This window comes from Nocardioides ureilyticus, assembly GCF_051280745.1.
GTDB lineage: Bacteria > Actinomycetota > Actinomycetes > Propionibacteriales > Nocardioidaceae > Nocardioides.
Genome location: NZ_JBNCOG010000045.1, coordinates 1 through 23,977, shown reverse-complemented (window position 1 = coordinate 23,977; position 23,977 = coordinate 1). Strand labels below are relative to the sequence as shown.

Sequence of the window (23,977 nt, the reverse complement as noted above, 5' to 3'; positions counted from 1 at the left end):
ACGTCGATCGAGACGTCGGAGAGGGCCTGCACGGCTCCGAACCGCTTGGTGATGCCGGCCAGGGAGAGGACGACCTCGTCCCCGGCCGGCACCTGTGTCGTGGCGTCCATCAGGAGATGCCGGCCGCCTCGCAGTCGTCGGCGTAGTCGCCGGTACAGATGTCCTCGGCGCTGTAGAAGCCGTCCGCGATGACGGTGTCCGCGACGTTGTCCTGCGTGACGACGATCGGGTCGAAGATGTACGACGCGACGCCCTCGTACTCGCTCTGCGTGACCCCGGTGTCGGTCGTCTCGCCGACCTCCTCACCCGTGGCGAGCTCGACCGCGACCTCGGCGGCGGTCTCCGCCTCGATCGGGATGGGCTTGTAGATCGTCATCGCCTGCTCGCCGGCGAGGATCCGCTGGATGGCGGCGATCTCGGCGTCCTGGCCGGTGATCGGGGGCAGCTCGTCGGCCGAGACGCCGGCCCCGGTCAGCGCGGCGACCACGCCACCCGCCTGGCCGTCGTTGGCGGCGTAGACGCCGTCGATCTCGGAGGCGTCGTACTTGCTCAGCTGGTCGTTCGTCCACTGCTGGGCGTTCTCGGGGCTCCAGTCGGGGTTGTCGTACTCCTCGAGGATGGTCACCCCGCTCTCGTCGAGCACGCTGTGGGCGCCGGCTTTGAACTGGGCGGCGTTGGGGTCGCTGGGCGCGCCGTTCAGCATGAGGATGTCGCCCTCGTCGCCCATCGCCTCGACGAGCGCCTCGCCCTGCATCCGGCCGACGGTCTCGTTGTCGAAGGACATGTAGTAGTCGGCACCCGCGATGAAGCGGTCGTAGGCGATGACGGGCACGTCCTGGCCCTGGGCCTCGGAGACCATGCCGGTGGCGCCGGCGCCGTTGACCGGGTCGAGGACGACCACATCGGCGCCGTCGTTGAGCGCGGTGGTGAGCTGCTGGGCCTGCCTGGACTCGTCCTGGTCGGCGTTGTAGTAGAGGACCTCGCACTCCGAGCACAGCTCGGCGACCTGCGCCTCGAAGAGCGGCTTGTCGAAGGCTTCGTAGCGGGTGGTCTTCGACTCCGGGAGCAGCAGCGCGATGGTGGCGCCGGAGCCGGAGCCCGACCCCTCGCCCGAGCCCGACTCCTGGGCCTCGTTGGCGCCGCAGGCCGACAGCACGCTGGCGCCGAGCACGAAGGCGGCGCCGAGGGCGGCCGCGCGGTGGAAGGGTGTGGTCACGGGTTCTCCTGTGGTCGTCGAACGGCAAGCAGTGCGACGAGTGTCGACGCTCACTCTCTTGCCGTCAAGAGTTGAAGACAACCAATGTCCTGAGACGCACCGTCTCACTCTTGTCTTCGGGGCTTGACGACAAAGCGCGCCGCCCGTCACACTCCGCCCATGCCCGTGTCGGACCTCGACGCAGCACCGGGGTCGACCTCCTCCCTCCGTGCCGCGAACCAGCGCCGGCTGCTCGACGTGCTCCGCGGCGGGACCGACGCGTTCACCCAGGCCGAGCTCTCCCGGGCGACCGGACTGGCGCCCGCGACGGTGTCGAACATCGTGCGCGAGCTGGCGGCACAAGGCCTGGTCGACTCCGCGCCGGGCAGTGGCCGACGCGGCTCCTCGGTCCGCCTCTCCCAGTCCGCGGGCGTGGTCTACGGCATCGACTTCGGCCACAGCCACGTGGCGGTGGCCGTGGGCGACCTCTCCGGGAGCGTGCTCGCCGAGCGCCGGCACACGGGGGACGCCGGGGTGGACCACCGCGCCGCCCTGGAGCTCGCGCGCGGCCTGCTCGCCGACCTCGACACCGGGCCCGCACCGCTGCGTGCGGTCGCGCTCGGGCTGCCGGCGCCGATGGCCGGTGACGTGATCACCTCGGCGTCGATCTTCCCGGGCTGGGAGGACGTCAATGCCCGGGCGGCGACCGAGGAGGTCTTCGGCGCACCCGCGCACGTGGAGAACGACGCCAACCTCGGCGCCCTGGCCGAGCACCGGGGCGGGGCCGGCCGCGGCCACGACAGCTCGGTCTTCGTCAAGACCTCCTCCGGCGTGGGCGCCGGGATCATCCTCGGCAACGAGCTCTTCCACGGCGCCCAGGGCACCGCCGGCGAGATCGGCCACCTGACCCTCGACGAGCAGGGGCCGCCGTGCCGCTGCGGCAAGCGCGGCTGCCTCGAGGCGTACACCGCCACCCCGTTCGTCCGGCAGAAGCTCGCCGGCCAGCTCCCGGGCGCCGACGACGTCGACGGCGTCGTGGCCGCAGCGCGCAGCGGCAACGTCGCCGCGCTCCGCGCCCTCGAGGAGGCCGGCATGCACCTGGGCCGCGGCCTCGCCGGCGTGGTGAACCTGCTGAACCCGGCGATCGTGGTCGTCGGCGGCGACATGGCGCGGGCCGGGGACCTGCTGCTCGAGCCGGTCAGGATCGGCCTGCGGCGGCACGCGCTCGACCCCGTCGCCACCACGCCGGTCCTCCGCAGCGAGCTCGGCGGCCGGGCCAGCCTGGTCGGAGCGGTGCTCCTCGCCGCGGAGCGGACCCCCCTGGTGGTGTGAGCGGTCGCGGCCGGGCGCTGGCCGTGCGACGTACCGTGGAACGGGTGAGCGTCACCCCCGACTTCCGCATCGACCTTCGTCACCGCTTCGCCGACGAGCTCCCCGAGCTGGCCCTCCCCTGGCAGGCGGCGGAGGCTCCGGCACCTCGGCTGCTCGCGATCGACGAGGCGCTCGCGGTCGACCTGGGTCTCGACCCCCGGTGGCTGCGCAGCGAGGACGGGCTGCGGTTCCTGACCGGCCTCGCCGTGCCCGAGGCGGCTCGGCCCGTCGCGCAGGCCTACGCCGGGCACCAGTTCGGCGGCTACTCCCCCCGCCTCGGCGACGGCCGGGCCCTGCTCCTCGGCGAGCTCTGCGCGCCCGAGGGCGGCATGGTCGACCTCCACCTCAAGGGCTCCGGCCGTACGCCGTTCGCCCGCGGCGGCGACGGCTTCGCGGCCGTCGGGCCGATGCTCCGCGAGCACGTCGTCTCCGTCGCCATGCACGCCCTCGGCATCCCGACCACCCGGTCGCTCGCGGTCGTCGGGACCGGGCGGACGGTCCGGCGGGAGACGCCCCTGCCCGGCGCTGTGCTGGCCCGGGTCGCCTCGAGCCACCTGCGGGTCGGGACCGTGCAGCTGGCGCGGGCCACCGGCGACGCCGACCTCCTGCGGCGGGTGGCCGACCATGCCATCGACCGGCACCACCCCGCCGCGCGGGACGCCGAGGCGCCGTACCTCGCCCTCTTCGAGGCGGTCCGTGACGTCCAGGCCGCGCTCGTGGCGCAGTGGATGGCGGTCGGGTTCGTGCACGGGGTCATGAACACCGACAACATGACGCTCTCCGGCGAGACCATCGACTACGGCCCGTGCGCGTTCATGGAGGCCTTCGACCCCGCCACCGTCTTCAGCTCGATCGACGAGGGCGGTCGCTACGCCTACGGCAACCAGCCGATCGTCGCGGAGTGGAACCTCGCCCGGCTGGCGGAAGCGATGCTGCCGCTGCTCGCGGAGGACCAGGAGGCCGGGATCGAGATCGCGACTGAGGCGCTCGGGGGGTTCCGCGAGCGCTACGGCGCCGCCTTCGCCAGCCGGCTGCGCGCCAAGCTGGGCCTGCCGGCCGACGTCAGCGACGAGGTCGCTGCGCCACTCGTCGACGACCTCTTCCCGCTGCTGCAGTCCGGGCACGTCGACTGGACCAGCTTCTTCCGCGGCCTCTCGAGCGCCGCGCGGGGCGACGCCGAGCCGGTGCGCGGGCTGGTGCTGGACCTGCCCGCGCTCGACGCCTGGCTCGACCGCTGGCGCGGGCTGGACCCCGACCCGGACGCGATGGACCGCACCAACCCCGTCTACGTGCCGCGCAACCACCTCGTCGAGGAGGCGCTCGACGCGGCCACCGCCGGTGACCTCGGCCCCGTCGAGCGGCTGGTCGAGGTGCTGCGGGCGCCGTACGACGAGCGCCCCGGCCTGGAGCGGTACGCCGCACCGGCCCCGCCGGACTTCGGCTCCTACACCACGTTCTGCGGCACCTGACCCGACCACGTCCGACGCCGGGCACCGCGCGTCGACGCAGCCGGACGGACGGCATACTGCGCCGACATGGGCGGGGACTGGTGGTGGCTGGTCCTCGCCGGGGTGGGCTCCGGCCTCGTCGGCTCGATCGCCGGCCTCGCGTCGGTGGTGAGCTACCCCGCCCTGCTGGCCTACGGGCTGCCTCCCGTCGCCGCCAACGTCACGAACACGACCGCGATGATGGCCACGACCGCCGGCGCGGCCGCCGGATCACGGCCCGAGCTGCGGGGGCAGGGCCCGCGGCTCGCGGTCCTCGGCCTGCAGATGGCCCTCGGAGGCGCGGCCGGCGCGGCCCTGCTGCTGACCACCCCCGCGCGCTGGTTCGACGCCGTCGTGCCGTGGCTCATCGCCTTCGGCGCCGCGCTGCTCCTCGGCCGGGACCGGCTCCGGGCCCGCGCCGAGCACGCGTCGGTGCGGGTGCGCGGCAGCCTGCTCCGCCGGAGCGCCTGGACGGGGGCCCTGCTGCTGGTGGGGGCCTACGCCGGCTACTTCGGCGCGGGGTCGGGGATCATCCTGCTGGCCGTGCTGGCCATCCGTGACCACGAGCCGCTGCCGGTGACCAACGCGGTGAAGAACATCGGCACCGGCGTGGCCAACATCGTGGCGACGGTCGCCTACCTCGCGGTCGCGCCGGTCGACCTGGGGGCGGCGCTCGCCCTCGGCGCCGGCGCCCTGGTGGGTGCCTGGACCGGCCCCCAGGTGGTGCGGGTGCTGCCCGAGCGGCCGCTGCGGTACGCCGTGGCGGCCGCCGGATTCGGCCTCGCGGCGTGGCTCCTGCTCGACTGACCGACCGACCGTCGAGTCGTGACTTGTCGCCGTCGAGTCGTGACTTGTGACGACCCAACCCCCGACCCGACCGTCACAACCCCCGATTCGACGGTCAGAGGTCACGACTCAACGCGTCAGGCGTCGGACTCCATGGCGGCGACGAAGTCGCGCTTGACCCGGCGCCAGGCCTCGTCGGTCATCGTCCTCCGCCAGTACGGCGAGCAGGACATGTCGGCACGGGGAAGACCTCGGTCGGCCAGCAGGTGCCGGCGCACCTGGCGGATCTCGTCGGCCTCGCCGTGCACGAAGGCGTGCACCCGTCCCGGTGGCGCGTCAAGGCCGCGGAGCGACTCCACGAGCAGGCCGGCCGGGTCCGCCGCGCCGGCGCGGTGCAGCCAGACGAGGTCGAGGTCGCCCGGCGTCTCGAGCGGCAGCTCGTGGTCGGGGTCGTCGCAGAGGACCCGGACCACGACGGGCCGGTCCGCCGGGACGTGCGGCAACGACGCCGCGATGGCCGGCAGCGCCGACTCGTCGCCCACCAGGAGGTGCCAGTCGGCCTCCGGGTCGGGGCGGTAGCCGCCGCTCGGTCCCTCGAGGACGAGCACGTCACCCGGCCCGGCGGCCGCAGCCCACGGTCCAGCCACGCCCTCGTCGCCGTGGACGACGAAGTCGATCGTCAGCAGGCCCTGCTCGGCATCCCACTCCCGCACGGTGTAGCGCCGACGGGCCGGCCACCACTCCTGCGGCTGCTCCTCGCGCACCTCGGCCGGCTCGAAGACCGGGCCGTACGGCGCCCCGGGGGGCGCGATGGCGAGGTTGACGTAGGCATCGGTTCCTGGGGGCGTCGCGAAGCCGGCGAGCCCCTCTCCGCCGAGCACCACCCGCACCATCGCGGGCGTCACCCGCGTCGTGGACTCCACTCGTCCGTACATGACCCCTCCTCCTGAGACCTATCTCAGTTAGGTTAGCCTTACCAACTGACCGAGTCGCAGGCGGGTGGCCACCGCCCGGTCCGGTCCGGCACGACCGTGCCTCCCATGCTGAAAGGACACCATCCCGTGCACTCCCTGCGCCTCCTGGCCGGCTCCCTCGGGGCCGCCTCCCTGCTCCTCCTCTCCGCCTGCGGCGGCTCCAGCGACGAGCCCGCCGAGGCCACCGACGCGCCGGACGCCACCGACGCGGCGTCGAGCTCGGTCGAGTACCCGATCAGCATCGAGCACGCCCTCGGCACCACCACGATCGAGGAGGAGCCGGAGCGGGTCGCGACCGTGAACTGGGCCAACCACGAGGTGCCCCTCGCCCTCGGCGTCGTCCCGGTCGGGATGGCCGCGGCGAACTTCGGCGACGACGACGGCGACGGCATCCTGCCGTGGGTGGCCGAGCGCCTCGACGAGCTCGGCGGCGAGACCCCGGTCCTCTTCGACGAGACCGACGGCATCGACTTCGAGGCGGTCGCGGACACCGACCCCGACGTCATCCTGGCCTCCTACTCGGGCCTGACCCAGGAGGACTACGACACGCTCACCGAGATCGCGCCGGTCGTCGCGTACCCGGAGGCCGCGTGGTCGACGGAGTGGCGGGACATGATCCGCCTCAACGCCACGGGCATGGGCATGGCCGACGAGGGCGAGCAGCTGGTCAGCGACCTCGAGGCCGAGATCGACGCGGCGGTGGCGGAGCACCCGGAGCTCGACGACGCCTCGGCGATGTTCCTCACCCACGTCGACACCACCGACCTCAGCGAGGTCAGCTACTACACCACCCACGACACCCGGGCGAAGTTCTTCGAGGACCTCGGGCTCGACACCCCCGAGAGCATCGCCGAGGCCTCGGCCGAGACCGACCAGTTCTCCGGCACCCTCAGCGCCGAGCAGATCGACCAGCTCGACGACGTCGAGGTCATCGTGACCTACGGCGACCAGGAGCTCGTCGACGCGCTGCAGTCCGACCCGCTGCTCTCGAAGATGCCCGCGGTCGAGAACGACGCCATCGTCCTGCTGCCGAACAACCCGCTCGGCACCGCGGCCAACCCGACCCCGCTGTCCATCTCCTACGTGCTCGAGGACTACGTCGCGATGCTCGCCGAGGCGGCCGGCGCGAGCAACGGCTCCTGAGCAGCCGAGCCACCCGCCCCGCCCCCGCGAGCAGCCGGTGACCACCACCGCCGCACCCGCCCCGGGCGTCGTCGTACGACGCCCGGGGCGTTCGCGCGTCCTCTGGTCCCTCGTCGGCCTGGCCGTGCTGGTGGCGGCCATGGCCGCCTCCGTGGCGATCGGCTCACGCGAGGTCGGCTGGTCCGACATCGTTGCGGCCCTCGGTGGCTCCAGCGAGACCCTCGCCGAGGCCGCGGTGACCAAGCGGATCCCCCGCACGCTCCTGGCGGTCGTGGTCGGCGGGTCGCTGGCGGTCGCAGGCGCGGTCATGCAGGGCGTCACCCGCAACCCGCTCGCCGACCCGGGCATCCTGGGGGTCAACATGGGGGCCTCGCTCGCGGTTCTCGTCGGCATGGTCTGGTTCGGCCTGACCGCCCCCTCCAGCCACATCTGGGTGGGCATCGCCGGCGCCGGCATCTCCGCCGTCTTCGTGTACGCCGTGGGCTCGCTGGGGCGCAGCGGCGCCACGCCGCTGAAGCTCGCCCTCGCGGGCACGGCCACGTCGGCCGCGTTCGCCTCCTTCATCACCGCGCTCGTCCTGCCCCGCGGCGACATCTCCGACCGCTTCCAGTCGTGGCGCGTCGGCGGGGTCGGCGGCGCCTCCCTCGACACGATCTCCCTCGCCGCCCCGTTCTTCGTCGTCGGCCTGCTGGTCTGCCTGGGTTGCGCGCGAGGCCTGAACTCGCTCGCCCTGGGCGACGACGTGGCCGCCGGGCTGGGCGAGCGGGTGGCGATCACCCGGGGCGCCGCGGCGTTCGGCGCGGTCGTCCTCTGCGGCGCGGCGACCGCGATCGCGGGCCCGATCTCCTTCGTCGGCCTGGTGATCCCCCACCTGTTCCGGATGCTCGCCGGGGTCGACCACCGGTGGCTGCTCCCGCTGTGCGCGCTCGGCGGCGCCAGCCTGCTGACCGCGGCCGACGTGGTGGGCCGCGTCGTGGCCCGGCCGAGCGAGGTCGACGTCGGCATCATCACCGCGCTCATCGGCGCCCCGTTCTTCATCCACGTGGTCCGCCGCCAGAAGGTTCGTGCCCTGTGACGGCGGTGCAGCGGTGAGCGCGCAGACCGTCGAGCGGGTGGTCCGCTCCCGAGCGGGGCGCACCGCCCGCCGACGGTCCGTCCTGCTGGTCCTGGCCGTCCTCGTCCTGGTGGCGCTCGCGGCCAGCCTGATGGTGGGGAGGACGTTCTACCCGCCCGCCGACGTGGTCTCGGTGATCCTCGGGCAGGACGTCGCCGGCGCCTCGTTCACCGTCGGGCGGCTGCGCCTGCCGCGGGCGGTCCTCGGCCTGCTCGTCGGCCTCTGCTTCGGGCTCGGAGGGGTCACCTTCCAGACGATGCTGCGCAACCCGTTGGCCAGCCCCGACATCATCGGCATCAGCCTGGGCGCCAGCGCCGCCGCGGCGTTCGCGATCGTGACGCTGGAGGTCGACGGCCCGGTGGTCTCGGCGCTGGCCATCGCCTCCGGCCTCGGCGTCGCGCTGCTCATCTACGTCCTCTCCTTCCGCGACGGCGTCGCCGGCGCCCGGCTCATCCTGATCGGCATCGCCATCGCGCTGATGCTGGAGAGCGTCATCTCCTACCTGCTCGAGCAGGCGGCGGCGTGGGACTTCCAGGAGGCGACCCGCTGGCTCGCCGGGAGCCTCAACAGCGCCGGCTGGGGCGACGTCGTGCCGACCCTGGTGGCGCTCGCCGTCCTGGGGCCGGTCCTGCTCGCGAGCAGCCGGCACCTCGAGCTGCTCCAGCTGGGCGACGACGCCGCCTCCGCGCTCGGCGTCCGCGTCGAGCGCACCCGGCTCACGGTCATCGTCGCGGCCGTGGGGCTCATCGCCTTCGCGACCGCGGCCGCCGGCCCGATCGCCTTCGTCGCGTTCCTCTCCGGCCCAATCGCCGCCCGGCTCATCGGGCCGGGCGTCTCGCTGCTGGTCCCCTCGGCGCTGGTGGGCGCGCTGCTCGTCCTGGTGGCCGACCTGGCCGGGCAGAACGCCTTCGACCACCGCTACCCCGTCGGCGTGGTCACCGGCGTCCTGGGCGCGCCGTACCTCGTCTACCTGATCGTCCGCTCCCACCGCACCGGAGGCTCCCTGTGACCCACGACCACGTGCTCAACGTCGAGGGCCTGACCCTCGGCTACGGCGAGCGGACCGTGATCGAGCGGCTCGACCTGCTCGTGCCGCCGGGCCGCGTCACCGCGATCGTCGGCGCCAACGCGTGCGGCAAGTCCACCCTGCTGCGCTCGATGTCGCGGCTGCTCCGGCCGCGGACCGGGCAGGTGCTGCTCGACGGCAAGCAGGTGCACCGGATGCCGGCCAAGGAGCTGGCCCGGACGCTCGGCCTGCTGCCCCAGGCGCCGACCGCGCCGGAGGGCATCACGGTCAGCGACCTCGTCGGCCGGGGCCGCAACCCGCACCAGCGGCTGCTCTCGCGGTGGACCGCCGCGGACGACGCCGCGGTCGCGGCCGCCCTCGAGGCGACCGACACCGTCGAGCTGGCGGACCGGCCGGTCGACGAGCTGTCCGGGGGCCAGCGCCAGCGGGTGTGGATCGCCATGGCCCTCGCGCAGCAGACCGACGTGCTGCTGCTCGACGAGCCGACGACGTACCTGGACGTGAGCCACCAGGTGGAGGTCCTCGACCTGCTCACCGACCTCAACCGCGACCGCGGCACCACCATCGTGATGGTCCTGCACGACCTCAACCTCGCCGCGCGGTACGCCGACCACCTCATCGCCCTCGCCGAGGGCCGGCTGCACGCCGCCGGCGGCCCGCACGAGGTGCTCACCGAGGACACCGTCCGGGCCGTCTTCGGACTGGACTCCCACGTCACCACCGACCCCGTCTCCGGGCGGCCGCTGATGCTCCCCATCGGCCGGCACCACGTGGCCGTGCCGGCCCACTGACCGACACCGGGTGACCTCACCGGCCGCTCACAGCCGACGCACAGGGTCGGGCGGCAGGATGGGCCCATGAGCGCCGCCCCCGACCTCACCCGTCCCGACGGCACGCCGCTGCGCGTGCTGGTCGTCGACGACGAGGTGAACCTCGCCGAGCTGGTCTCGATGGCGCTGCGCTACGAGGGGTGGCAGGTGACCACCGCCCACACCGGGTCGAAGGCCGTCGCGGCCGCCAGGGAGACCCGCCCCGACGCGGTCGTCCTCGACATCATGCTCCCCGACCTCGACGGGCTGGAGGTGCTGCGTCGGATGCGGGCCGTCGACCCCGACGTACCGGTCCTCTTCCTCACCGCGCGCGACGCCGTCGAGGACCGCGTCGCCGGGCTCACCGCCGGCGGCGACGACTACGTCACGAAGCCGTTCTCCCTCGAGGAGGTGGTCGCCCGGCTGCGCGGGCTGATGCGGCGGGCGGGCGCCCAGCAGGCGGCGACCTCCTCGGTGCTCACCGTCGGCGACCTCCGGCTGGACGAGGACAGCCACGAGGTCTTCCGCGGCACCGACGAGATCACGCTGACCGCCACGGAGTTCGAGCTGCTGCGGTTCTTCATGCGTAACCCGCGCCGGGTGCTGAGCAAGGCGCAGATCCTCGACCGGGTCTGGAACTACGACTTCGGCGGCCAGGCCAACGTCGTCGAGCTCTACGTCTCCTACCTGCGCAAGAAGATCGACGCCGGCCGGGAGCCGATGATCCACACCATGCGCGGCGCCGGGTACGTCCTCAAGCCGGCCGGGTGAGGTCGCTGCTCCGCTCGCTCACCGCCCGCGTGACGGCCTCGGCCGTCGCGCTCGTCGTGGTGGTCGCCGCCCTCATCTCGCTGGCCACCGCGCTGGCCGTGCGCGGCTACCTCCTCGACCGGCTCGACGACGAGCTGGAGCGCGCGGCCGCCCGCGCCTCGAACGACCTCGTCGCCTACCAGCAGGGGGTCGTCCCCGGCCTGGTCGCTGCCGACGACCTCTTCGGCCGGGGGCCCGGGGACGGACCGGACCGGCCTCGCGGGCCACGCATCCAGGACCTCGGCTCGCTCACCGCGTTCCTCGACGTCACCGGCCAGGCCGACTTCGGCTGGGTGCTCACCCAGGGCCGTGCGGGGGAGGGGGCCTCCCGGGTCCTCGAGGACGAGGCGCTCGACGACCTCGCCGACGTCCCCGCGGACGGCCGCCCGCACGAGGTGGCCCTCGAGGGCGCCGGCTCCTACCGGGTCGTGGTCACCGAGCTGGCCGGAGGCACCGTCGTCGCGGGGCTCCCCACCGACGAGGTGGACGACGTCGTCCGCACGCTGGTGACGTGGGAGGCGCTGCTCGTCGGGCTCGGTGGCGTGGTCGCGGCGGGCGCCGGCCTCCTCGTCGTACGCCGCCAGCTGAGGCCGCTGCGGGAGGTGGCGGCCACCGCCCACGACGTCGCCTCACTCCCGCTCGGCACCGGCGAGGTCGAGGGGCTCGCCGACCGGGTGCCGCAGCACCTGCGCGACGAGGCGACCGAGGTGGGCCAGGTCGGCGCCGCCCTGGACACCCTGCTGGCCCACGTGGAGTCGGCCCTGCAGGCGCGCCACCGCAGCGAGCAGCAGGTCCGGCAGTTCGTCGCCGACGCCTCGCACGAGCTGCGCACGCCGCTGGCCACGATCGCCGGCTACACCGAGCTGGCCCGCCGACGCCCCGACGACGTCGGCGCCTCGGCCACGGCGCTCGCCAAGGTGGCCGAGGAGTCCACGCGGATGACGTCCCTCGTCGAGGACCTCCTCCTGCTCGCCCGCCTCGACGCCGGACGGCCGCTGGCCCAGGAGCCGGTCGACGTGACCCGGCTGCTGCTGGAGGCGACCCAGGACGCGCGGGTGCTGGCGCCCGAGCACCGCTGGCGCCTCGAGCTCGGCGAGGACCCGCTGGAGGTGGTCGGCGACGAGCAGCGCCTGCACCAGGTGGTGACGAACCTGCTCACGAACGCCCGCAAGCACACCCCGGCCGGCACCACGGTGACTGTGGGCGGCGCCGCTGCACCGGACGGGGTCGTGCTGACCGTGACCGACGACGGCCCCGGCTTCCCACCGGAGCTGATCGACCACGCCTTCGAGCGGTTCGCCCGCGGCGACGCCGCACGGCACCGCGAGGGCGGCGCCGGCCTGGGGCTGGCCCTGGTCGAGGCGATCGTCGCCGCCCACGGCGGTCGGGTCTCGCTCACCAGCGGCCCCGGCCGGACGGCGGTCGAGGTCCGCCTGCCGAGCGGCGCGAGGACCGGCTGAGGGCCCGCCCCTGCCGGGCGGGCCCCCGCCGTCACCGTCAGGCCGGTGCGTGCTCGGTGGCCTCCTCGACCGTGAACTCCGGCGGGGCCTGGCGCAGCCCCCGGGTGAGGACGAGCAGGTAGACGATGCCGATCACGAGCCAGCCCGAGCCGAGCAGGATGGCGTTGCCGCTCAGCTTGGTCAGCAGGTAGGCGTCGACGAGCGCACCCAGCGTCGGCAGCACGACGTACCCGAGCACCGGCATCTGCCGGCCCTCGCGGCGGAAGCGGACGAAGGCGGCGATCACGCAGATGTTCACGACGGTGAACGCCAGGAAGGCGCCGAAGTTGATGAACGAGGTCGCGGTGGCCAGCGAGAGCTTCGTGGCGAAGAAGCCGGCGGCCGCGATGAGCAGGATGTTGAAGACCGGCGTGCGGAAGCGCGGGTGGAGGTAGCCGAAGGCCTTCTTGGGCAGCACGCCGTCGCGGCCCATGACGTACATCAGCCGGCTGGTGCTGGCCTGGATCGCCACGCAGGAGGCGAAGCCACCGAGGAGGGTCATCACGTTGAAGACGTCGGCGAAGCCCTGGCCCGCGACGTCGGCGGCGATCGCGTAGCCGGCGGTCTCCGGGTCGTCGAAGGCCGTGCCCGGGTGCACCCACTGCATGAGCAGGGCGACCACGAAGAAGATGCCGCCGCCGATGAGGACGGTCAGCAGGATGCCCCGCGGGACGTTGCGCTCGGCGTCCTTGACCTCCTCGCTCAGCGTGCTGATCGCGTCGAAGCCGAGGAAGGAGTACGCCGCGATGGCGGCGGCCGCGGTGATCGCCCCGACCGAGGTGGCCGGGGCCCACAGGCTCCCGGTGAAGGTGCCCGCCGGCGAGCCGGAGACCTCGTGGAGGCAGACGACGACGAGCGCGGCGAGCGCGACGGCGGTGAGGGCGAGCAACGCCTTGTTGACCCGGTCGGCCAGGACCAGGCCGACGACGTTGACCAGGGTGCTGACCCCGATGACCACGGTCAGCCAGCCCCACACCGGCAGCACCGGGAACTGCACGTTGAGGTAGAGCGCGGTGATGAACCAGGCCACCATCGGCAGGAAGAAGTAGTCGAGCAGGAGCGCCCACCCGGCGAGGAAGCCGAGGCGCGAGTCCAGCAGCTTGCGGGCGTAGGTGTAGACCGAGCCCGAGGCCGGGTAGATCCGGGCGAGCTTGCCGTAGCTGAGCGCGGTGAGCGCCATGGCGAGGGTCGCCACGAGGTAGGCCGTGGGTGCGGCGCCGTTCGAGGTGACGGCGATGACGCCGAACGTCGAGGCGACGATGCTCGGCGACATGTAGGCGAGGCCGAAGACGACGATCGAGGCGAGCCCCAGGGTGGGGACCAGTCGTGAGGTGGGTGCGGACATGTCAGGCCTGCTTCTCGTCGGGCGCCGGAGCGCCGTGGCCGGCGCTCCAGGTGCGGGGGTCGAGCTTTCCGGAGTACGCGGGGAGGTCGAGCACCTGGTCGTCGGGGCCGAGCTGGTCCCACAGGCGGTTGAGGCCCGCCGTGCCGTACCGGCGCACGGTGGCGGCCTGCCCGAGGTCGACCACGTCGGTGAGGACCATGCGCTCGTTGCTGGGCGCGGCGGAGCGGACGTGGCCCTCCGCGTCGACCACCATGGAGCGGCCGAGGGCGGTGGGGGCGGCGCCGTTGAGGCTGGCGACGAAGACCTGGTTGGTGATCGCGTTCGCCCGGGCCAGCACCACCTCCTGGTCACGGTCGGCCGTGGGCGTCTGGACGAGGTTGAGGACCAGGTCGGCCCCCATCCACGCCAGCTGGCGCGCGTGCTCGGGGAACCACGCGTCGTAGCAGATCGAGAGGCCCACCCGCCCGTGGTCGCCCAGGTCGACGACCACGAACTCGCTGCCCGGGGTGCACGTCTCGTAGGGGCGCCAGGGGAAGATCTTGCGGTACGCCGCGACTCGGCGGCCGTCGGGCGAGTAGACCGGGGCGGTGTTGTAGACCCGGCCGTCGTCCCCGAGCTCGTAGACGCTGCCCGGCACCAGCCAGATGCCGAGGTCGCCGGCGAGCGCGGCGAGGTCCTTGTCGCGCGGGCCCTCGAGCGGCTCGGCGAGCTGCTCGGGTGTGGACGCCTCGTGCGCGGCGGCACCGGCCGCGGGACCGCACAGGTGCAGCTCCGGGTAGGCGATGAGCCGGGCGGCGGGGCGGTCGCGGTGCAGCCGCTCCACCTCGGCGAGGAAGGACGCCGTCTCGCCGGCCGGGTGGGCCGGGGCCTGGACGAGAGCGAGCGGGAGGGGTGAGGCCATGGAGGCGCTCCCTTCTGGTCGAGACCCGTGGCCGCTGAGGTGGTCCGGCTCACAGGTTTCAACAAAGTTTATTTAAAGAATGGTGGCTGTCAACCCCTTCGTCGCTCCGTGCCAGGATGCGGCCATGGCGAGACGACGCGACCAGACGGCTCGCCGCAGCCAGCTGGTCGAGGCTGCGGCGCAGGCGGTCCTCGCCCACGGGTCGACCAATGCGCGCCTGCGCGACATCGCCGCGGAGGCCGGGCTCACGCCGGCCTCGGTCCTCTACTACTACCCCGACATGGGCGACCTGCTGGCCGCCGTCTTCGAGCAGGGGACCCGGACCTACATCCTGCGCCGGCAGGCCGCCCTCGAGGCGGCCACCGGAGCGTGGGAGCGCCTGGACGCCTGCCTGCGCACGGGCGTGCCGTTCCCGGGCGAGCCGATGACGACGAGCCGGCTGCTCTACGAGCTCGTCCCGATCACCTTCCGCAACGAGCTGGCGGCGGCCGAGCAGGCGACGTTCTTCGCCCAACAGGTGGGGCTCTACGAGCAGGTGCTGGACGAGGGCGAGGCGGACGGCACCTTCCGGCTGCAGGCCCCCGCGCCGTTCCTCGCCCGCGGGCTCGTCGCCCTCGAGGACGGGTACGGGATCGAGGTGGTGGCCGGCTCGGCCGCTGCCGAGGACGTCCTCGAGCGGCTGCGGACCCACGCGCGGCTGATGGTGGGGCTCACCGAGGACCGGGCCGGGACCGAGGCGTAGCCCGACCCCCCGGCCTGGGCCTCACAAGCACCATGGGCCTCATCGGCACCACTGGCACGCACTTCCCGGCCCTCCCTGATGCTTCTCGGCCGTTGCATGCGCCGCGGAGCGTCAGCATCCCAAGTAAACCTGGGACCCTCACGCCTCCCGGCCATCACATGCGCCGCGAAGCGTCAGCATCCCAAGTAAACCTGGGATGCCCCGCCGCTCAACCCGCCACCGTGCCGTACCGCTCGCGGACGAACGTGCCGAGCCGGCGCGCGAGGGTCTCCAGCAGCCCGGCGGCGGGGTGGCCAGCGTCCCACACCGCCACCAGCCGGATGCTCAGCAGTCGCTCACCCACGTCGACCGCCAGCGGCACCAGGTCGTAGCGCGGGTCGTCGGAGACGACGGCGACACCGCGGCCGGCGGCGGCCAGCGCCTGGGCCACGGTGCCGTTGGCGGCCTCGACCAGGGAGCCGTACGTCGCTCCCGTCTCGGCCGCGGCCGCCTCCAGCGACTGCCGGGCCGTGAAGTGGCGCGGCAGGCCGATCAACGGCTCGCCGAGCAGCTCGGCCAGGGTGACCCGCTCCCGCTCGGCCCAGCGGTGCCCGGGCGGCACGTAGGCCCACACCGGGAGCACGGCCAGCGGCCGGGACCGGTACGGCGGCTGCGGGCGGACCGTGCCGATGACCAGGTCGGCACCGCGGCGCAGGGCGTCGACCGGGTCGAGGCCGTCGGCGGCGAGCACGTCGACGGTCGGGTCGTCGGGCTCCAGCGTGGCGACGAACGGCGAGACCACGTCGGTCAGCGTCACCGTCGGCGCCCCGATCGTCACCCGCTCGAGCCGCCCGTGGGCCAGGTACGTCGCCGCGACCCCGAACGCGTCGACGCGCTCGAGCAGGTCCCGGGCCAGCGGAGCCAGTGCCCGCCCGGCCTGGGTCGGCACGAGGCGGCCGCCGGAGCGGGCGAAGAGCTCGACCCCCAGCTCGGCCTCGAGCTGGCGCAGCTGCCGGGAGAGGCCCGGCTGGGTGACGTGCAGCCGTGCGGCCGCGCCCGTCACCGAGCCGTCGTCGACGGTAGCCACGAAGTAGCGCAGGTGCCGCAGCTCCATCGAATGCCCTTCGTCCACAGCCATGCCTGGGCGGCACCGACTTCCTGCCGAACAAGTATTGGACAGCATAGTGCGGGGGTCGCAGACTCGGAGGGACGCACCCGAGCAGGAGGAGAGCACCGTGACCAGCACGCAGACCGGCGCCGAGCAGGCCGCCACCGCCGACGCCCAGGGCAACCCGGCCGACCAGGGCAACCAGGGCGTGGCGCAGGTGCGCCGCCTGGTCACCGACCTCCCCGGCCCCCGGTCGCAGGAGCTGATGGTGCGCAAGACCGACGCCGTGGCCGCCGGCGTCGGGACCACCATGCCGGTCTTCGCCGCCCGCGCTGCCGGCGGCGTCGTGGTCGACGTCGACGGCAACCACCTGATCGACCTCGGCTCCGGCATCGCGGTGACCACGGTCGGCAACAGCGCCCCCCGGGTCGTGGCGGCCGTGCAGGAGCAGGTCGCGGCCTTCACCCACACCTGCTTCATGGTCACGCCGTACGACGCCTACGTCTCGGTCGCCGAGGCGCTCAACCGCGTCACCCCCGGCGACCACGAGAAGCGGACCGCCCTGTTCAACTCCGGCGCGGAGGCGGTCGAGAACGCCGTCAAGATCGCTCGCGCGCACACCGGCCGCGACGCGGTGGTGGTCTTCGACCACGCCTACCACGGCCGCACCAACCTGACGATGGCGATGACGGCCAAGAACATGCCGTACAAGCACGGCTTCGGCCCGTTCGCGCCCGAGGTCTACCGCGCGCCGCTCTCCTACCCCTACCGCGACGGCGACCTCGACGGTGCCGCCGCGGCGGCCCGCGCGGTCGACGTGATCGAGAAGCAGGTCGGCGCGGAGAACCTCGCCGCCGTGGTCATCGAGCCGATCCAGGGCGAGGGCGGCTTCATCGAGCCGGCCACCGGCTTCCTCCCGGCCCTGGCCGAGTGGTGCCGCAGCCACGGCGTCGTCTTCGTCGCCGACGAGGTGCAGACCGGGTTCGCGCGCACCGGCGACCTGTTCGCCTGCGACCGCGAGGGCGTCGTGCCCGACCTCATCGTGACCGCCAAGGGCATCGCCGGCGGCCTGCCGCTCTCCGCGGTGACCGGCCGGGCCGAGATCATGGACGCCCCGCACGTCGGCGGCCTCGGCGGCACCTACGGCGGCAACCCGATCGCCTGCGCCGCCGCCCTGGCCGCGATCGAGACCATCGAGGCCGACGACCTCGTCGGCCGCGCCCGCCAGGTCGAGGAGCTGATGAAGGCCCGGCTCGGCGAGCTGCAGGCCGCCGACGACCGCGTCGGCGACGTCCGCGGCCGCGGCGCGATGATCGCCGTCGAGCTGGTCCGGAGCGGCACCCAGGAGCCGGACGCCGACCTCGCCAAGCGGATCGCCGCCACCGCCCACCGCGCCGGCGTCATCGTGCTGACGTGCGGCACCTACGGCAACGTGCTGCGCTTCCTCCCGCCGCTGAGCATCAGCGACGAGCTGCTCACCGAGGCGCTCGACCTCCTCACCGAGGCGTTCGCCGCCGACCGTGCGGCCACGTCCCAGGAGGCCGTGGCCCCGTGACCGCCGTCGACCACCGCCCGGGCGCCGCCACCGCCAGCACCACCACTCCCCTCACCACGGAGGCGCCCGGGCCGCTCCAGGACGCCCGCGAGCAGCTGCGCTCCGCGGTCGAGCTCCTCGGCTACGACGAGGGCATGTTCCAGATGCTGGCCGCGCCCCGCCGCGAGGTGACCGTCAGCATCCCGCTCCGCCGCGACGACGGCTCGGTCGAGCTGCTGACCGGCCACCGGGTGCAGCACAACCTCTCCCGCGGTCCGGCCAAGGGCGGCCTGCGGTTCAGCCCCGAGGTCGACCTCGACGAGGTCCGCGCGCTGGCCATGTGGATGACGTGGAAGTGCGCCCTGCTCGACGTGCCGTACGGCGGCGCGAAGGGCGGCGTCGCGATCGACCCGCGCCGCTACAGCACCTCCGAGCTCGAGCGGGTCACCCGCCGTTACACCTCCGAGATCATGCCGGTCATCGGCCCCACCAAGGACATCCCCGCGCCCGACATCGGGACCGACGAGGACACCATGGCCTGGATGATGGACACCTTCTCGGTGGCCAGCGGGCACACGGTCCTCGGCGTCGTCACCGGCAAGCCGGTCAGCCTCGGCGGTTCGCTGGGCCGGGCGAGCGCGACCTCGCGCGGCGTCGTCTACACCGCGCTCGCGGCGCTGCGCCACGTCGGCTGCGAGCCCACGTCCGCCACCGCGGCCGTGCAGGGCTTCGGCAAGGTGGGCCGGGGCGCCGCCCGCTTCCTCGACGAGGCCGGCGTCCGGGTGCTCGCCGTGAGCGACCAGTACGGCGGGGTGCACTGCGCCGACGGGCTGGACCTCGCGGCGCTGGAGGCCCACGTCGACGAGACCGGCACCGTCACCGGGTTCGCCGGCGCCCAGCCGGTCGACCAGGCGACCCTGCTGGCGCTGGACGTCGACCTGCTCGTGCCCGCGGCCGTCGAGGGCGTGCTCCACGCCGACAACGCCGGCTCGGTCCGCGCCCGGGTCGTCGTCGAGGGCGCCAACGGCCCCACCACCACCGAGGCCGACCGGCTCCTGGAGGAGCAGGGCGTCCTCGTGGTCCCCGACATCCTCGCCAACGCCGGCGGCGTGGTCGTCTCCTACTTCGAGTGGGTGCAGGCCAACCAGGCGTACTGGTGGAGCGAGGCCGAGGTCGAGGCCCGGCTCGCCGACCGCATGGCCAGCGCCTGGCAGCAGGTGCTCGCCGAGTCCACCCGACGGCAGGTGCCCCTGCGCACCGCCGCCACCTGCCTCGCCGTCCGCCGGGTGGCCGAGGCCCACCGACAGAGAGGGCTCTACCCGTGACCGACACCCTGCTCGAGCAAGCCGCGACGCCTGCCGACGTGCCGACGTTCAGCGTCGAGGACCCCGCCACCCTCGCCGTCCTCGCCGAGGTCCCCGACCACGGCGCCGACGAGGCCACGCGGGCCGTGGACCGGGCCGCCGAGGCCTTCCGCACCTGGTCGCGCACCGCACCCCGGGTGCGCTCCGAGGCGCTGGCCGAGGCGCACCGGCTGATGCTCCGCGACCGCGACGAGCTCGCCACGCTGATCGCCCGGGAGAACGGCAAGTCGCTGGCCGACGCCGCTGCCGAGGTCGGGTACGCCGCGGAGTTCTTCCGCTGGTTCGCCGAGGAGGCGGTCCGCGCCGGGGGCGACTACGGCGAGTCGCCGGCCGGTGGCACCCGCAGCATCGTCACCCACCGCCCGGTCGGGGTCGCGGCGCTCGTGACGCCGTGGAACTTCCCCGCCGCGATGGCCACCCGCAAGATCGGCCCGGCGCTCGCCGCCGGGTGCACCGTGGTCCTCAAGCCGGCGGCCGAGACGCCGCTCACCGCGCTCGCGGTCGCCCGGCTGCTCACCGAGGCGGGGGTCCCCGAGGGCGTCGTCAACGTCGTCACCACGACCGACGCCGCCAGCGTGGTCAGCACCTGGCTGGCCGACGAGCGGGTCCGCAAGGTCTCCTTCACCGGCAGCACCGGCGTCGGCCGGGTCCTGCTGCGCCAGGCGGCCGACCGGGTCCTCAACGCCTCGATGGAGCTCGGCGGCAACGCGCCGTTCGTGGTCACCGAGGACGCCGACCTCGACGCCGCCGTCGCCGGCGCGATGATCGCGAAGTTCCGCAACGGCGGGCAGGCGTGCACCGCGGCCAACCGGCTCTACGTCCACCAGGACGTGGCGGAGGAGTTCGTCGCGCGCTTCGGCGCCGCCGTCGAGGCGCTGAGCGTCGGCCCCGCGGCCGACGGCTGCGCGATCGGCCCGCTCATCACCGCCGCGGCGCGGGACCGGGTCCGGCGTACCGTCGACGAGGCGGTGTCGGCCGGGGCCCGGATCAGCCACCAGGCGACGATGCCCGAGGCGGCCGGCCACTTCTACCCGCCGACCGTCCTGGTCGACGTCGCCCCCGACGCGGCGATCGTGCAGGAGGAGGTCTTCGGGCCCGTGGCGCCGGTCGTCACCTGGTCGACCGACGAGGAGCTGCTCGGGCTGACCAACGACACCGAGTACGGCCTCGCCGCGTACGTCTTCGCCGGCGACCTCGGCCGGGCGCTGCGCCTCGGCGAGGCGATCGACGCCGGCATGGTCGGCATCAACCGCGGCCTGGTCTCCGACCCGTCGGCGCCGTTCGGCGGCGTCAAGCAGAGCGGCCTGGGCCGCGAGGGTGCGCGCGAGGGGCTCCGGGAGTTCCAGGAGACGCAGTACCTCAGCGTCGACTGGCCCGCCTGACGACGGGCGATCCCCGCCGCAGGCGAGCGCAAGGGCCCGGCACCGCGAACGCGGTGCCGGGCCCTTCGTGTGTCTCGGTCTGTGCCTGGGCGCGGGCTCAGGCGACGGTGCGGACCAGCTTGCGGTTGAGGAACTCCTCGATGCCGAACCGGCCGAGCTCGCGGCCGAAGCCGGAGCGCTTGACCCCGCCGAACGGCAGCTCCGCGCCCTCGGCGCCCACGCCGTTGATGAAGACCATGCCGGCCTCGATCTGCTCCGCGACCCGCTGCGCCTGCTCGGGGTCGGTGGTGAAGACGTAGGAGCCCAGGCCGTACGGCGTGTCGTTGGCGATCTCGATGGCGTGCGCCTCGTCGCGGGCCTTGAAGACCATCGCGACCGGGCCGAACAGCTCCTCGTGGTAGGCGTCGTGCGTCGGCTCGATGCCGGTCAGCACGCCGGGGGCGTACCACGCGCCGCGGCGCTCGCCGGCGGTGGCGAGCGAGGCGCCCTCGGCGACCGCGCCGGAGACCTGCTCCTCGAGCCGCTGCGCCGCCGCCTCCGACGACAGCGGCGCCGCCTCGGTGCCGAGCATCTTCTCGGTGTAGCGGGCGACGAAGTCGTCGTAGAGGTCCTCGAGCACGATGACGCGCTTGCCGGCGTTGCAGGCCTGCCCGGTGTTGTCGAGGCGCGCGGCGACGGCGGCCTCGACCGTGGCGTCGAGGTCGTCGGTCGAGAGCACGATGAAGGGGTCGGAGCCGCCGAGCTCGAGCACGACCTTCTTCAGGTGCCGGCCGGCGATCTCGGCGACGGCGGCGCCTGCCCGCTCGGAGCCGGTGAGGGAGACCCCCTGCACGCGCGGGTCGGCGATCACCTGCTCGATCTGCTCGTTGGTGGCGTAGACGTTGACGTAGGCGCCCTCGGGGAAGCCGGCGTCGCGGATGAGCTGCTCGAGCAGCGCCGCGGAGTCCGGGCACTGCGGGGCGTGCTTGAGCACGATGGTGTTGCCGGCCGCGAGATTCGGGCCGGCGAAGCGCGCGACCTGGTAGGCCGGGAAGTTCCACGGCATGATCCCGAGCAGCACGCCCAGCGGCCGCTTCTTGACCACCGCGGAGCCCTCGCCCTCGAGCAGCGTGATCGGCTCGTCGGCCAGGAACTGCGCGGCGTTCTCGGCGTAGTAGGAGTAGATGGCGGCGCTGAAGTCGACCTCGCCGAGGGCGTCGTCGAGCGGCTTGCCCATCTCGCGGACCATCGCCTCGGCCAGCTCCTGGCGGCGCTCGGTGTGCAGCTCCGCCACCCGGCCGACCAGCGCGGCGCGCTCCTCGACCGGCGTGGTGCGGGCCCACTGCCGGTGGGCCTCGTGGGCCTTCCCGACCGCAGCCATCACCTGCTCGTCGGAGTCGGTGGGGTAGGTCTTGACCTGCTCCCCCGTGGCGGGGTCGACGACGGCGTACGTGCTCATGTCTGTCTCCTTCGGACGTGGCGCCCGGGGGCGCCGAGGGGTCGGGTCGGTCGGGTCGTTCGGGGCTGGGCTCAGCGAACCACGTCAGTGTCGCCGGAGAGCCGCTGGGCCAGCCAGATCGGCACCAGGGACACCAGGATCAGGACCACGGCGACGACCGCGACGACCGGCGCCTGGTTGGGCCGGAACAGGTTGTTGAGGATCCAGATCGGCAGCGTGGTGGTCCCGGGCCCGGCGGTGAACGTGGTCACGATGATCTCGTCGAAGCTCAGCGCGAACGCCAGCAGCCCGCCCGCCAGCAGGGCCGACCTGAGCTGCGGCAGCGTCACCAGCCGGAACGTCGTCCACAGCCCGGCGCCGAGGTCGGAGGAGGCCTCCTCCAGGTTGCCGCCCATCCGGCGGACCCGCGCGATGACGTTGTTGAACACGGTGACGATGCAGAACGTCGCGTGGGCCACGATCAGGGTCATCACCGACAGCTCGATGGCGAGCACGCCGCGGAAGGCGTTGTTCAGCGCGATGCCGGTGACGACGCCGGGCAGCGCGATCGGCAGGATGACCAGCAGGTTGACGCTGTGCTTGCCGAAGAAGTCGAACCGCTGCAGGGCGAACGCCGCCAGCGTGCCGAGCAGCAGCGCGACGGCCGTCGAGGCCAGCGCCACCTGCACGCTCGTCCACACCGCGTCCCGAGCACCCTGGCTGTGGTACGCCCGCACCCACCAGTCGGTCGTGAAGCCCGACGGCGGCCACGTCATCGAGGGGTCGGCGTTGAAGGAGTTGAGCACCACGATGGCCAACGGCGCGTACATCACGAACAGGATCACGCCGGTGGCCGTGGCGAGCAGGCGGCGGGCGAGCGGGCTGAGGGTCACGAGGAGTCTCCGGGTGGGCTGACGACGGTCCGGGGAGCGCCGTCAGAGGTTGTCGAGCGCGCCGGTACGGCGCACGGCGGCGAGGTAGCCGAACATGATGACGATCGGGATGAGGGCGATCGCCGCGGCGAGCGGCAGGTTGTTGGCGGCACCGACGTTGACGTAGACGAGGTTGCCGAGCATCTGGTTCGCGCCGCCGACGATGTTGACGGTGATGTAGTCACCCAGCGTCAGCGAGAAGCTGAAGATGGTGCCGGCCACCACCGCCGGGAGCAGCAGCGGCACCACCACCGCGCGCGTCGTCGTCCAGGCGGACGCCCCCAGGTCCCCCGACGCCTCGAGGAGCGAGTCGGGGACGCGCTCGACGCCGGCGTAGATCGGCAGGATGACGTAGGGCAGCCAGATGTAGGCCTGGGTGATCACGACGGCGGTCAGGCCGTAGCCCGGCCCCTCCATGCCCAGCAGGCCCGCGGCCCAGTCGACCAGGCCGGCGTCGGAGAGCAGGGAGCGCCACGCGAAGGCCTTGACCAGGTAGCTGGCCCACAGCGGCGTGAGCACCGCGATGACCAGCGCCCGGCGCACGCGCGGGCTGGCCACCTTGCCCATGTAGTAGGCGATCGGCAGCGCGATGGCCACGTCGATCACCGTGACGAGGGCGGCGACGCCGAGGGTCCGCAGGGTGACCGTGCGGTAGAGCGGCTCGGTGACCAGCTCGCGGAGGTTGTCGATGGTCCAGGACCGGTCGATCTCGCCGGTGAAGCTGTCGACGGACCAGAACGCCGCGACGAGCAGCGCGGCCAGCGCCACGACGTAGATGAGGACCAGCCAGGCCAGCGGCGCGGTCAGGAACAGGACCAGCCGCACCCAGCCGTGGACGGCGAGGAAGGCGGAGACCCGGCGCGGCACCCGGCGCACCCAGGCGAGCACCCGGTGCACCCACGCCAGCACCCGGGCGAGGAGACGGCGGACGAGTGAGCGACCGCCCGGCTCGGGCTCGGCCGGCTGGCCGGGGGGGGGCCCCCCCCGGGGGGGGCCCCCCCCCGGGGGGGGGGGGGGGCACGGCCGGCCCCGGAGACCGGGGCCGCCTCCCGCGAGAG

21 protein-coding genes are annotated in these 23,977 nt (G+C 73.7%); 13 read left to right on the top strand and 8 right to left on the bottom strand.

Annotated elements, in window-relative coordinates; all coding sequences use genetic code 11:
• Positions 1–109: 109 nt before the first annotated feature.
• On the bottom strand, positions 110–1,216 hold the full coding sequence (locus ACSMHG_RS18040) for a sugar ABC transporter substrate-binding protein (RefSeq protein WP_435747694.1): 1,107 nt from the start codon (positions 1,214–1,216) through the stop codon (positions 110–112).
• 159 nt (positions 1,217–1,375) lie between these two features.
• Here ACSMHG_RS18040 and ACSMHG_RS18035 point away from each other — a divergent pair, with 159 nt between their 5' ends.
• From ACSMHG_RS18035 to ACSMHG_RS18025, 3 genes are all read left to right on the top strand, one after another.
• The gene (locus ACSMHG_RS18035) at positions 1,376–2,527 is read left to right on the top strand and encodes an ROK family transcriptional regulator (RefSeq protein ID WP_435747692.1); all 1,152 of its coding nucleotides are present in this window, start codon (positions 1,376–1,378) and stop codon (positions 2,525–2,527) included.
• A 44-nt stretch (positions 2,528–2,571) separates the two neighbouring features.
• Entirely contained in the window at positions 2,572–4,035 is a 1,464-nt protein-coding gene (locus ACSMHG_RS18030) for a protein adenylyltransferase SelO (RefSeq protein ID WP_435747690.1), read from the top strand.
• 66 nt (positions 4,036–4,101) lie between these two features.
• On the top strand, positions 4,102–4,860 hold the full coding sequence (locus ACSMHG_RS18025; protein WP_435747688.1) for a sulfite exporter TauE/SafE family protein: 759 nt from the start codon (positions 4,102–4,104) through the stop codon (positions 4,858–4,860).
• Between the two features lie 116 nt (positions 4,861–4,976).
• Here the strand turns inward: ACSMHG_RS18025 and ACSMHG_RS18020 are convergent, their stop codons facing one another.
• A complete protein-coding gene (locus ACSMHG_RS18020; RefSeq protein ID WP_435747686.1) occupies positions 4,977–5,774 on the bottom strand; it encodes a siderophore-interacting protein in 798 nt (265 codons plus the stop codon).
• A 105-nt stretch (positions 5,775–5,879) separates the two neighbouring features.
• Here ACSMHG_RS18020 and ACSMHG_RS18015 point away from each other — a divergent pair, with 105 nt between their 5' ends.
• The 6 genes from ACSMHG_RS18015 to ACSMHG_RS17990 all read left to right on the top strand — a co-directional run bounded on the left by ACSMHG_RS18015 (position 5,880) and on the right by ACSMHG_RS17990 (position 12,176).
• Positions 5,880–6,956 (top strand): iron-siderophore ABC transporter substrate-binding protein, encoded by a 1,077-nt coding sequence (locus ACSMHG_RS18015; protein ID WP_435747684.1) that lies wholly within the window; start codon positions 5,880–5,882, stop codon positions 6,954–6,956.
• 37 nt (positions 6,957–6,993) lie between these two features.
• Positions 6,994–8,031, top strand: a complete 1,038-nt coding sequence (locus tag ACSMHG_RS18010) for a FecCD family ABC transporter permease (protein ID WP_435747682.1) — start codon at positions 6,994–6,996, stop codon at positions 8,029–8,031.
• A gap of 13 nt (positions 8,032–8,044) precedes the next feature.
• Complete coding sequence (locus tag ACSMHG_RS18005) at positions 8,045–9,079, top strand: FecCD family ABC transporter permease (protein ID WP_435747680.1); 1,035 nt, start codon at positions 8,045–8,047, stop codon at positions 9,077–9,079.
• A complete protein-coding gene (locus ACSMHG_RS18000) occupies positions 9,076–9,888 on the top strand; it encodes an ABC transporter ATP-binding protein (protein WP_435747678.1) in 813 nt (270 codons plus the stop codon). Before ACSMHG_RS18005 ends, ACSMHG_RS18000 begins: the two co-directional genes overlap by 4 nt.
• A gap of 66 nt (positions 9,889–9,954) precedes the next feature.
• Positions 9,955–10,677, top strand: coding sequence for a response regulator transcription factor (locus tag ACSMHG_RS17995; protein WP_435747676.1), 723 nt, complete (start codon positions 9,955–9,957; stop codon positions 10,675–10,677).
• Positions 10,674–12,176, top strand: coding sequence for a sensor histidine kinase (locus ACSMHG_RS17990; protein WP_435747674.1), 1,503 nt, complete (start codon positions 10,674–10,676; stop codon positions 12,174–12,176). The genes ACSMHG_RS17995 and ACSMHG_RS17990 overlap by 4 nt, the downstream gene beginning before the upstream one ends.
• Before the next feature lie 37 nt (positions 12,177–12,213).
• Here ACSMHG_RS17990 and ACSMHG_RS17985 read toward each other — a convergent pair whose 3' ends face one another.
• Together ACSMHG_RS17985 and ACSMHG_RS17980 are read right to left on the bottom strand one after the other, a co-directional pair.
• Positions 12,214–13,560 (bottom strand): APC family permease, encoded by a 1,347-nt coding sequence (locus tag ACSMHG_RS17985; RefSeq protein ID WP_435747672.1) that lies wholly within the window; start codon positions 13,558–13,560, stop codon positions 12,214–12,216.
• A 1-nt stretch (position 13,561) separates the two neighbouring features.
• Positions 13,562–14,461 carry a carbon-nitrogen hydrolase family protein gene (locus tag ACSMHG_RS17980; RefSeq protein WP_435747670.1) on the bottom strand — a complete coding sequence of 300 codons (900 nt, stop codon included), beginning with the start codon at positions 14,459–14,461 and terminating at the stop codon, positions 13,562–13,564.
• A gap of 124 nt (positions 14,462–14,585) precedes the next feature.
• Between ACSMHG_RS17980 and ACSMHG_RS17975 the strand changes: the two genes are divergently transcribed.
• Positions 14,586–15,203: a TetR/AcrR family transcriptional regulator gene (locus tag ACSMHG_RS17975; protein WP_435747668.1), complete on the top strand. Its 618-nt coding sequence runs from the start codon at positions 14,586–14,588 to the stop codon at positions 15,201–15,203.
• A 208-nt stretch (positions 15,204–15,411) separates the two neighbouring features.
• Here the strand turns inward: ACSMHG_RS17975 and ACSMHG_RS17970 are convergent, their stop codons facing one another.
• A complete protein-coding gene (locus ACSMHG_RS17970; RefSeq protein WP_435747666.1) occupies positions 15,412–16,296 on the bottom strand; it encodes a LysR family transcriptional regulator in 885 nt (294 codons plus the stop codon).
• 202 nt (positions 16,297–16,498) lie between these two features.
• On the opposite strand from ACSMHG_RS17970, the gene gabT reads away from it, so the two are divergent.
• From gabT to ACSMHG_RS17955, 3 genes are read left to right on the top strand one after another with little or no spacing between them, the layout of a single operon-like run.
• Entirely contained in the window at positions 16,499–17,845 is a 1,347-nt protein-coding gene (gene gabT, locus ACSMHG_RS17965) for a 4-aminobutyrate--2-oxoglutarate transaminase (RefSeq protein WP_435747696.1), read from the top strand.
• Complete coding sequence (locus ACSMHG_RS17960) at positions 17,842–19,149, top strand: Glu/Leu/Phe/Val family dehydrogenase (protein ID WP_435747664.1); 1,308 nt, start codon at positions 17,842–17,844, stop codon at positions 19,147–19,149. Before gabT ends, ACSMHG_RS17960 begins: the two co-directional genes overlap by 4 nt.
• The gene (locus ACSMHG_RS17955) at positions 19,146–20,570 is read left to right on the top strand and encodes an NAD-dependent succinate-semialdehyde dehydrogenase (RefSeq protein ID WP_435747662.1); all 1,425 of its coding nucleotides are present in this window, start codon (positions 19,146–19,148) and stop codon (positions 20,568–20,570) included. The genes ACSMHG_RS17960 and ACSMHG_RS17955 overlap by 4 nt, the downstream gene beginning before the upstream one ends.
• Before the next feature lie 97 nt (positions 20,571–20,667).
• On the opposite strand, the gene ACSMHG_RS17950 is transcribed toward ACSMHG_RS17955, so the two are convergent.
• The 3 genes from ACSMHG_RS17950 to ACSMHG_RS17940 form a co-directional block, all read right to left on the bottom strand.
• Positions 20,668–22,008: an NAD-dependent succinate-semialdehyde dehydrogenase gene (locus ACSMHG_RS17950; RefSeq protein WP_435747661.1), complete on the bottom strand. Its 1,341-nt coding sequence runs from the start codon at positions 22,006–22,008 to the stop codon at positions 20,668–20,670.
• A gap of 71 nt (positions 22,009–22,079) precedes the next feature.
• The gene (locus tag ACSMHG_RS17945) at positions 22,080–22,880 is read right to left on the bottom strand and encodes an ABC transporter permease (protein ID WP_435747659.1); all 801 of its coding nucleotides are present in this window, start codon (positions 22,878–22,880) and stop codon (positions 22,080–22,082) included.
• Positions 22,881–22,922: 42 nt separating this feature from the next.
• A complete protein-coding gene (locus tag ACSMHG_RS17940; RefSeq protein WP_435747657.1) occupies positions 22,923–23,828 on the bottom strand; it encodes an ABC transporter permease in 906 nt (301 codons plus the stop codon).
• Between the last annotated feature and the right edge of the window lie 149 nt (positions 23,829–23,977).

What these genes read in the sequence shown, in the direction of transcription:
- ACSMHG_RS18035 (WP_435747692.1), top strand. Translation starts at nt 1,376, where the DNA reads ATGCCCGTGTCGGACCTCGACGCAGCACCGGGGTCGACCTCCTCCCTC.
- ACSMHG_RS18025 (WP_435747688.1), top strand. Translation starts at nt 4,102, where the DNA reads ATGGGCGGGGACTGGTGGTGGCTGGTCCTCGCCGGGGTGGGCTCCGGC.
- ACSMHG_RS18020 (WP_435747686.1), bottom strand. Translation starts at nt 5,774, where the DNA reads ATGTACGGACGAGTGGAGTCCACGACGCGGGTGACGCCCGCGATGGTG.
- ACSMHG_RS18015 (WP_435747684.1), top strand. Translation starts at nt 5,880, where the DNA reads ATGCTGAAAGGACACCATCCCGTGCACTCCCTGCGCCTCCTGGCCGGC.
- ACSMHG_RS17995 (WP_435747676.1), top strand. Translation starts at nt 9,955, where the DNA reads ATGAGCGCCGCCCCCGACCTCACCCGTCCCGACGGCACGCCGCTGCGC.
- ACSMHG_RS17985 (WP_435747672.1), bottom strand. Translation starts at nt 13,560, where the DNA reads ATGTCCGCACCCACCTCACGACTGGTCCCCACCCTGGGGCTCGCCTCG.
- ACSMHG_RS17980 (WP_435747670.1), bottom strand. Translation starts at nt 14,461, where the DNA reads ATGGCCTCACCCCTCCCGCTCGCTCTCGTCCAGGCCCCGGCCCACCCG.
- ACSMHG_RS17975 (WP_435747668.1), top strand. Translation starts at nt 14,586, where the DNA reads ATGGCGAGACGACGCGACCAGACGGCTCGCCGCAGCCAGCTGGTCGAG.
- ACSMHG_RS17970 (WP_435747666.1), bottom strand. Translation starts at nt 16,296, where the DNA reads ATGGAGCTGCGGCACCTGCGCTACTTCGTGGCTACCGTCGACGACGGC.
- ACSMHG_RS17950 (WP_435747661.1), bottom strand. Translation starts at nt 22,008, where the DNA reads ATGAGCACGTACGCCGTCGTCGACCCCGCCACGGGGGAGCAGGTCAAG.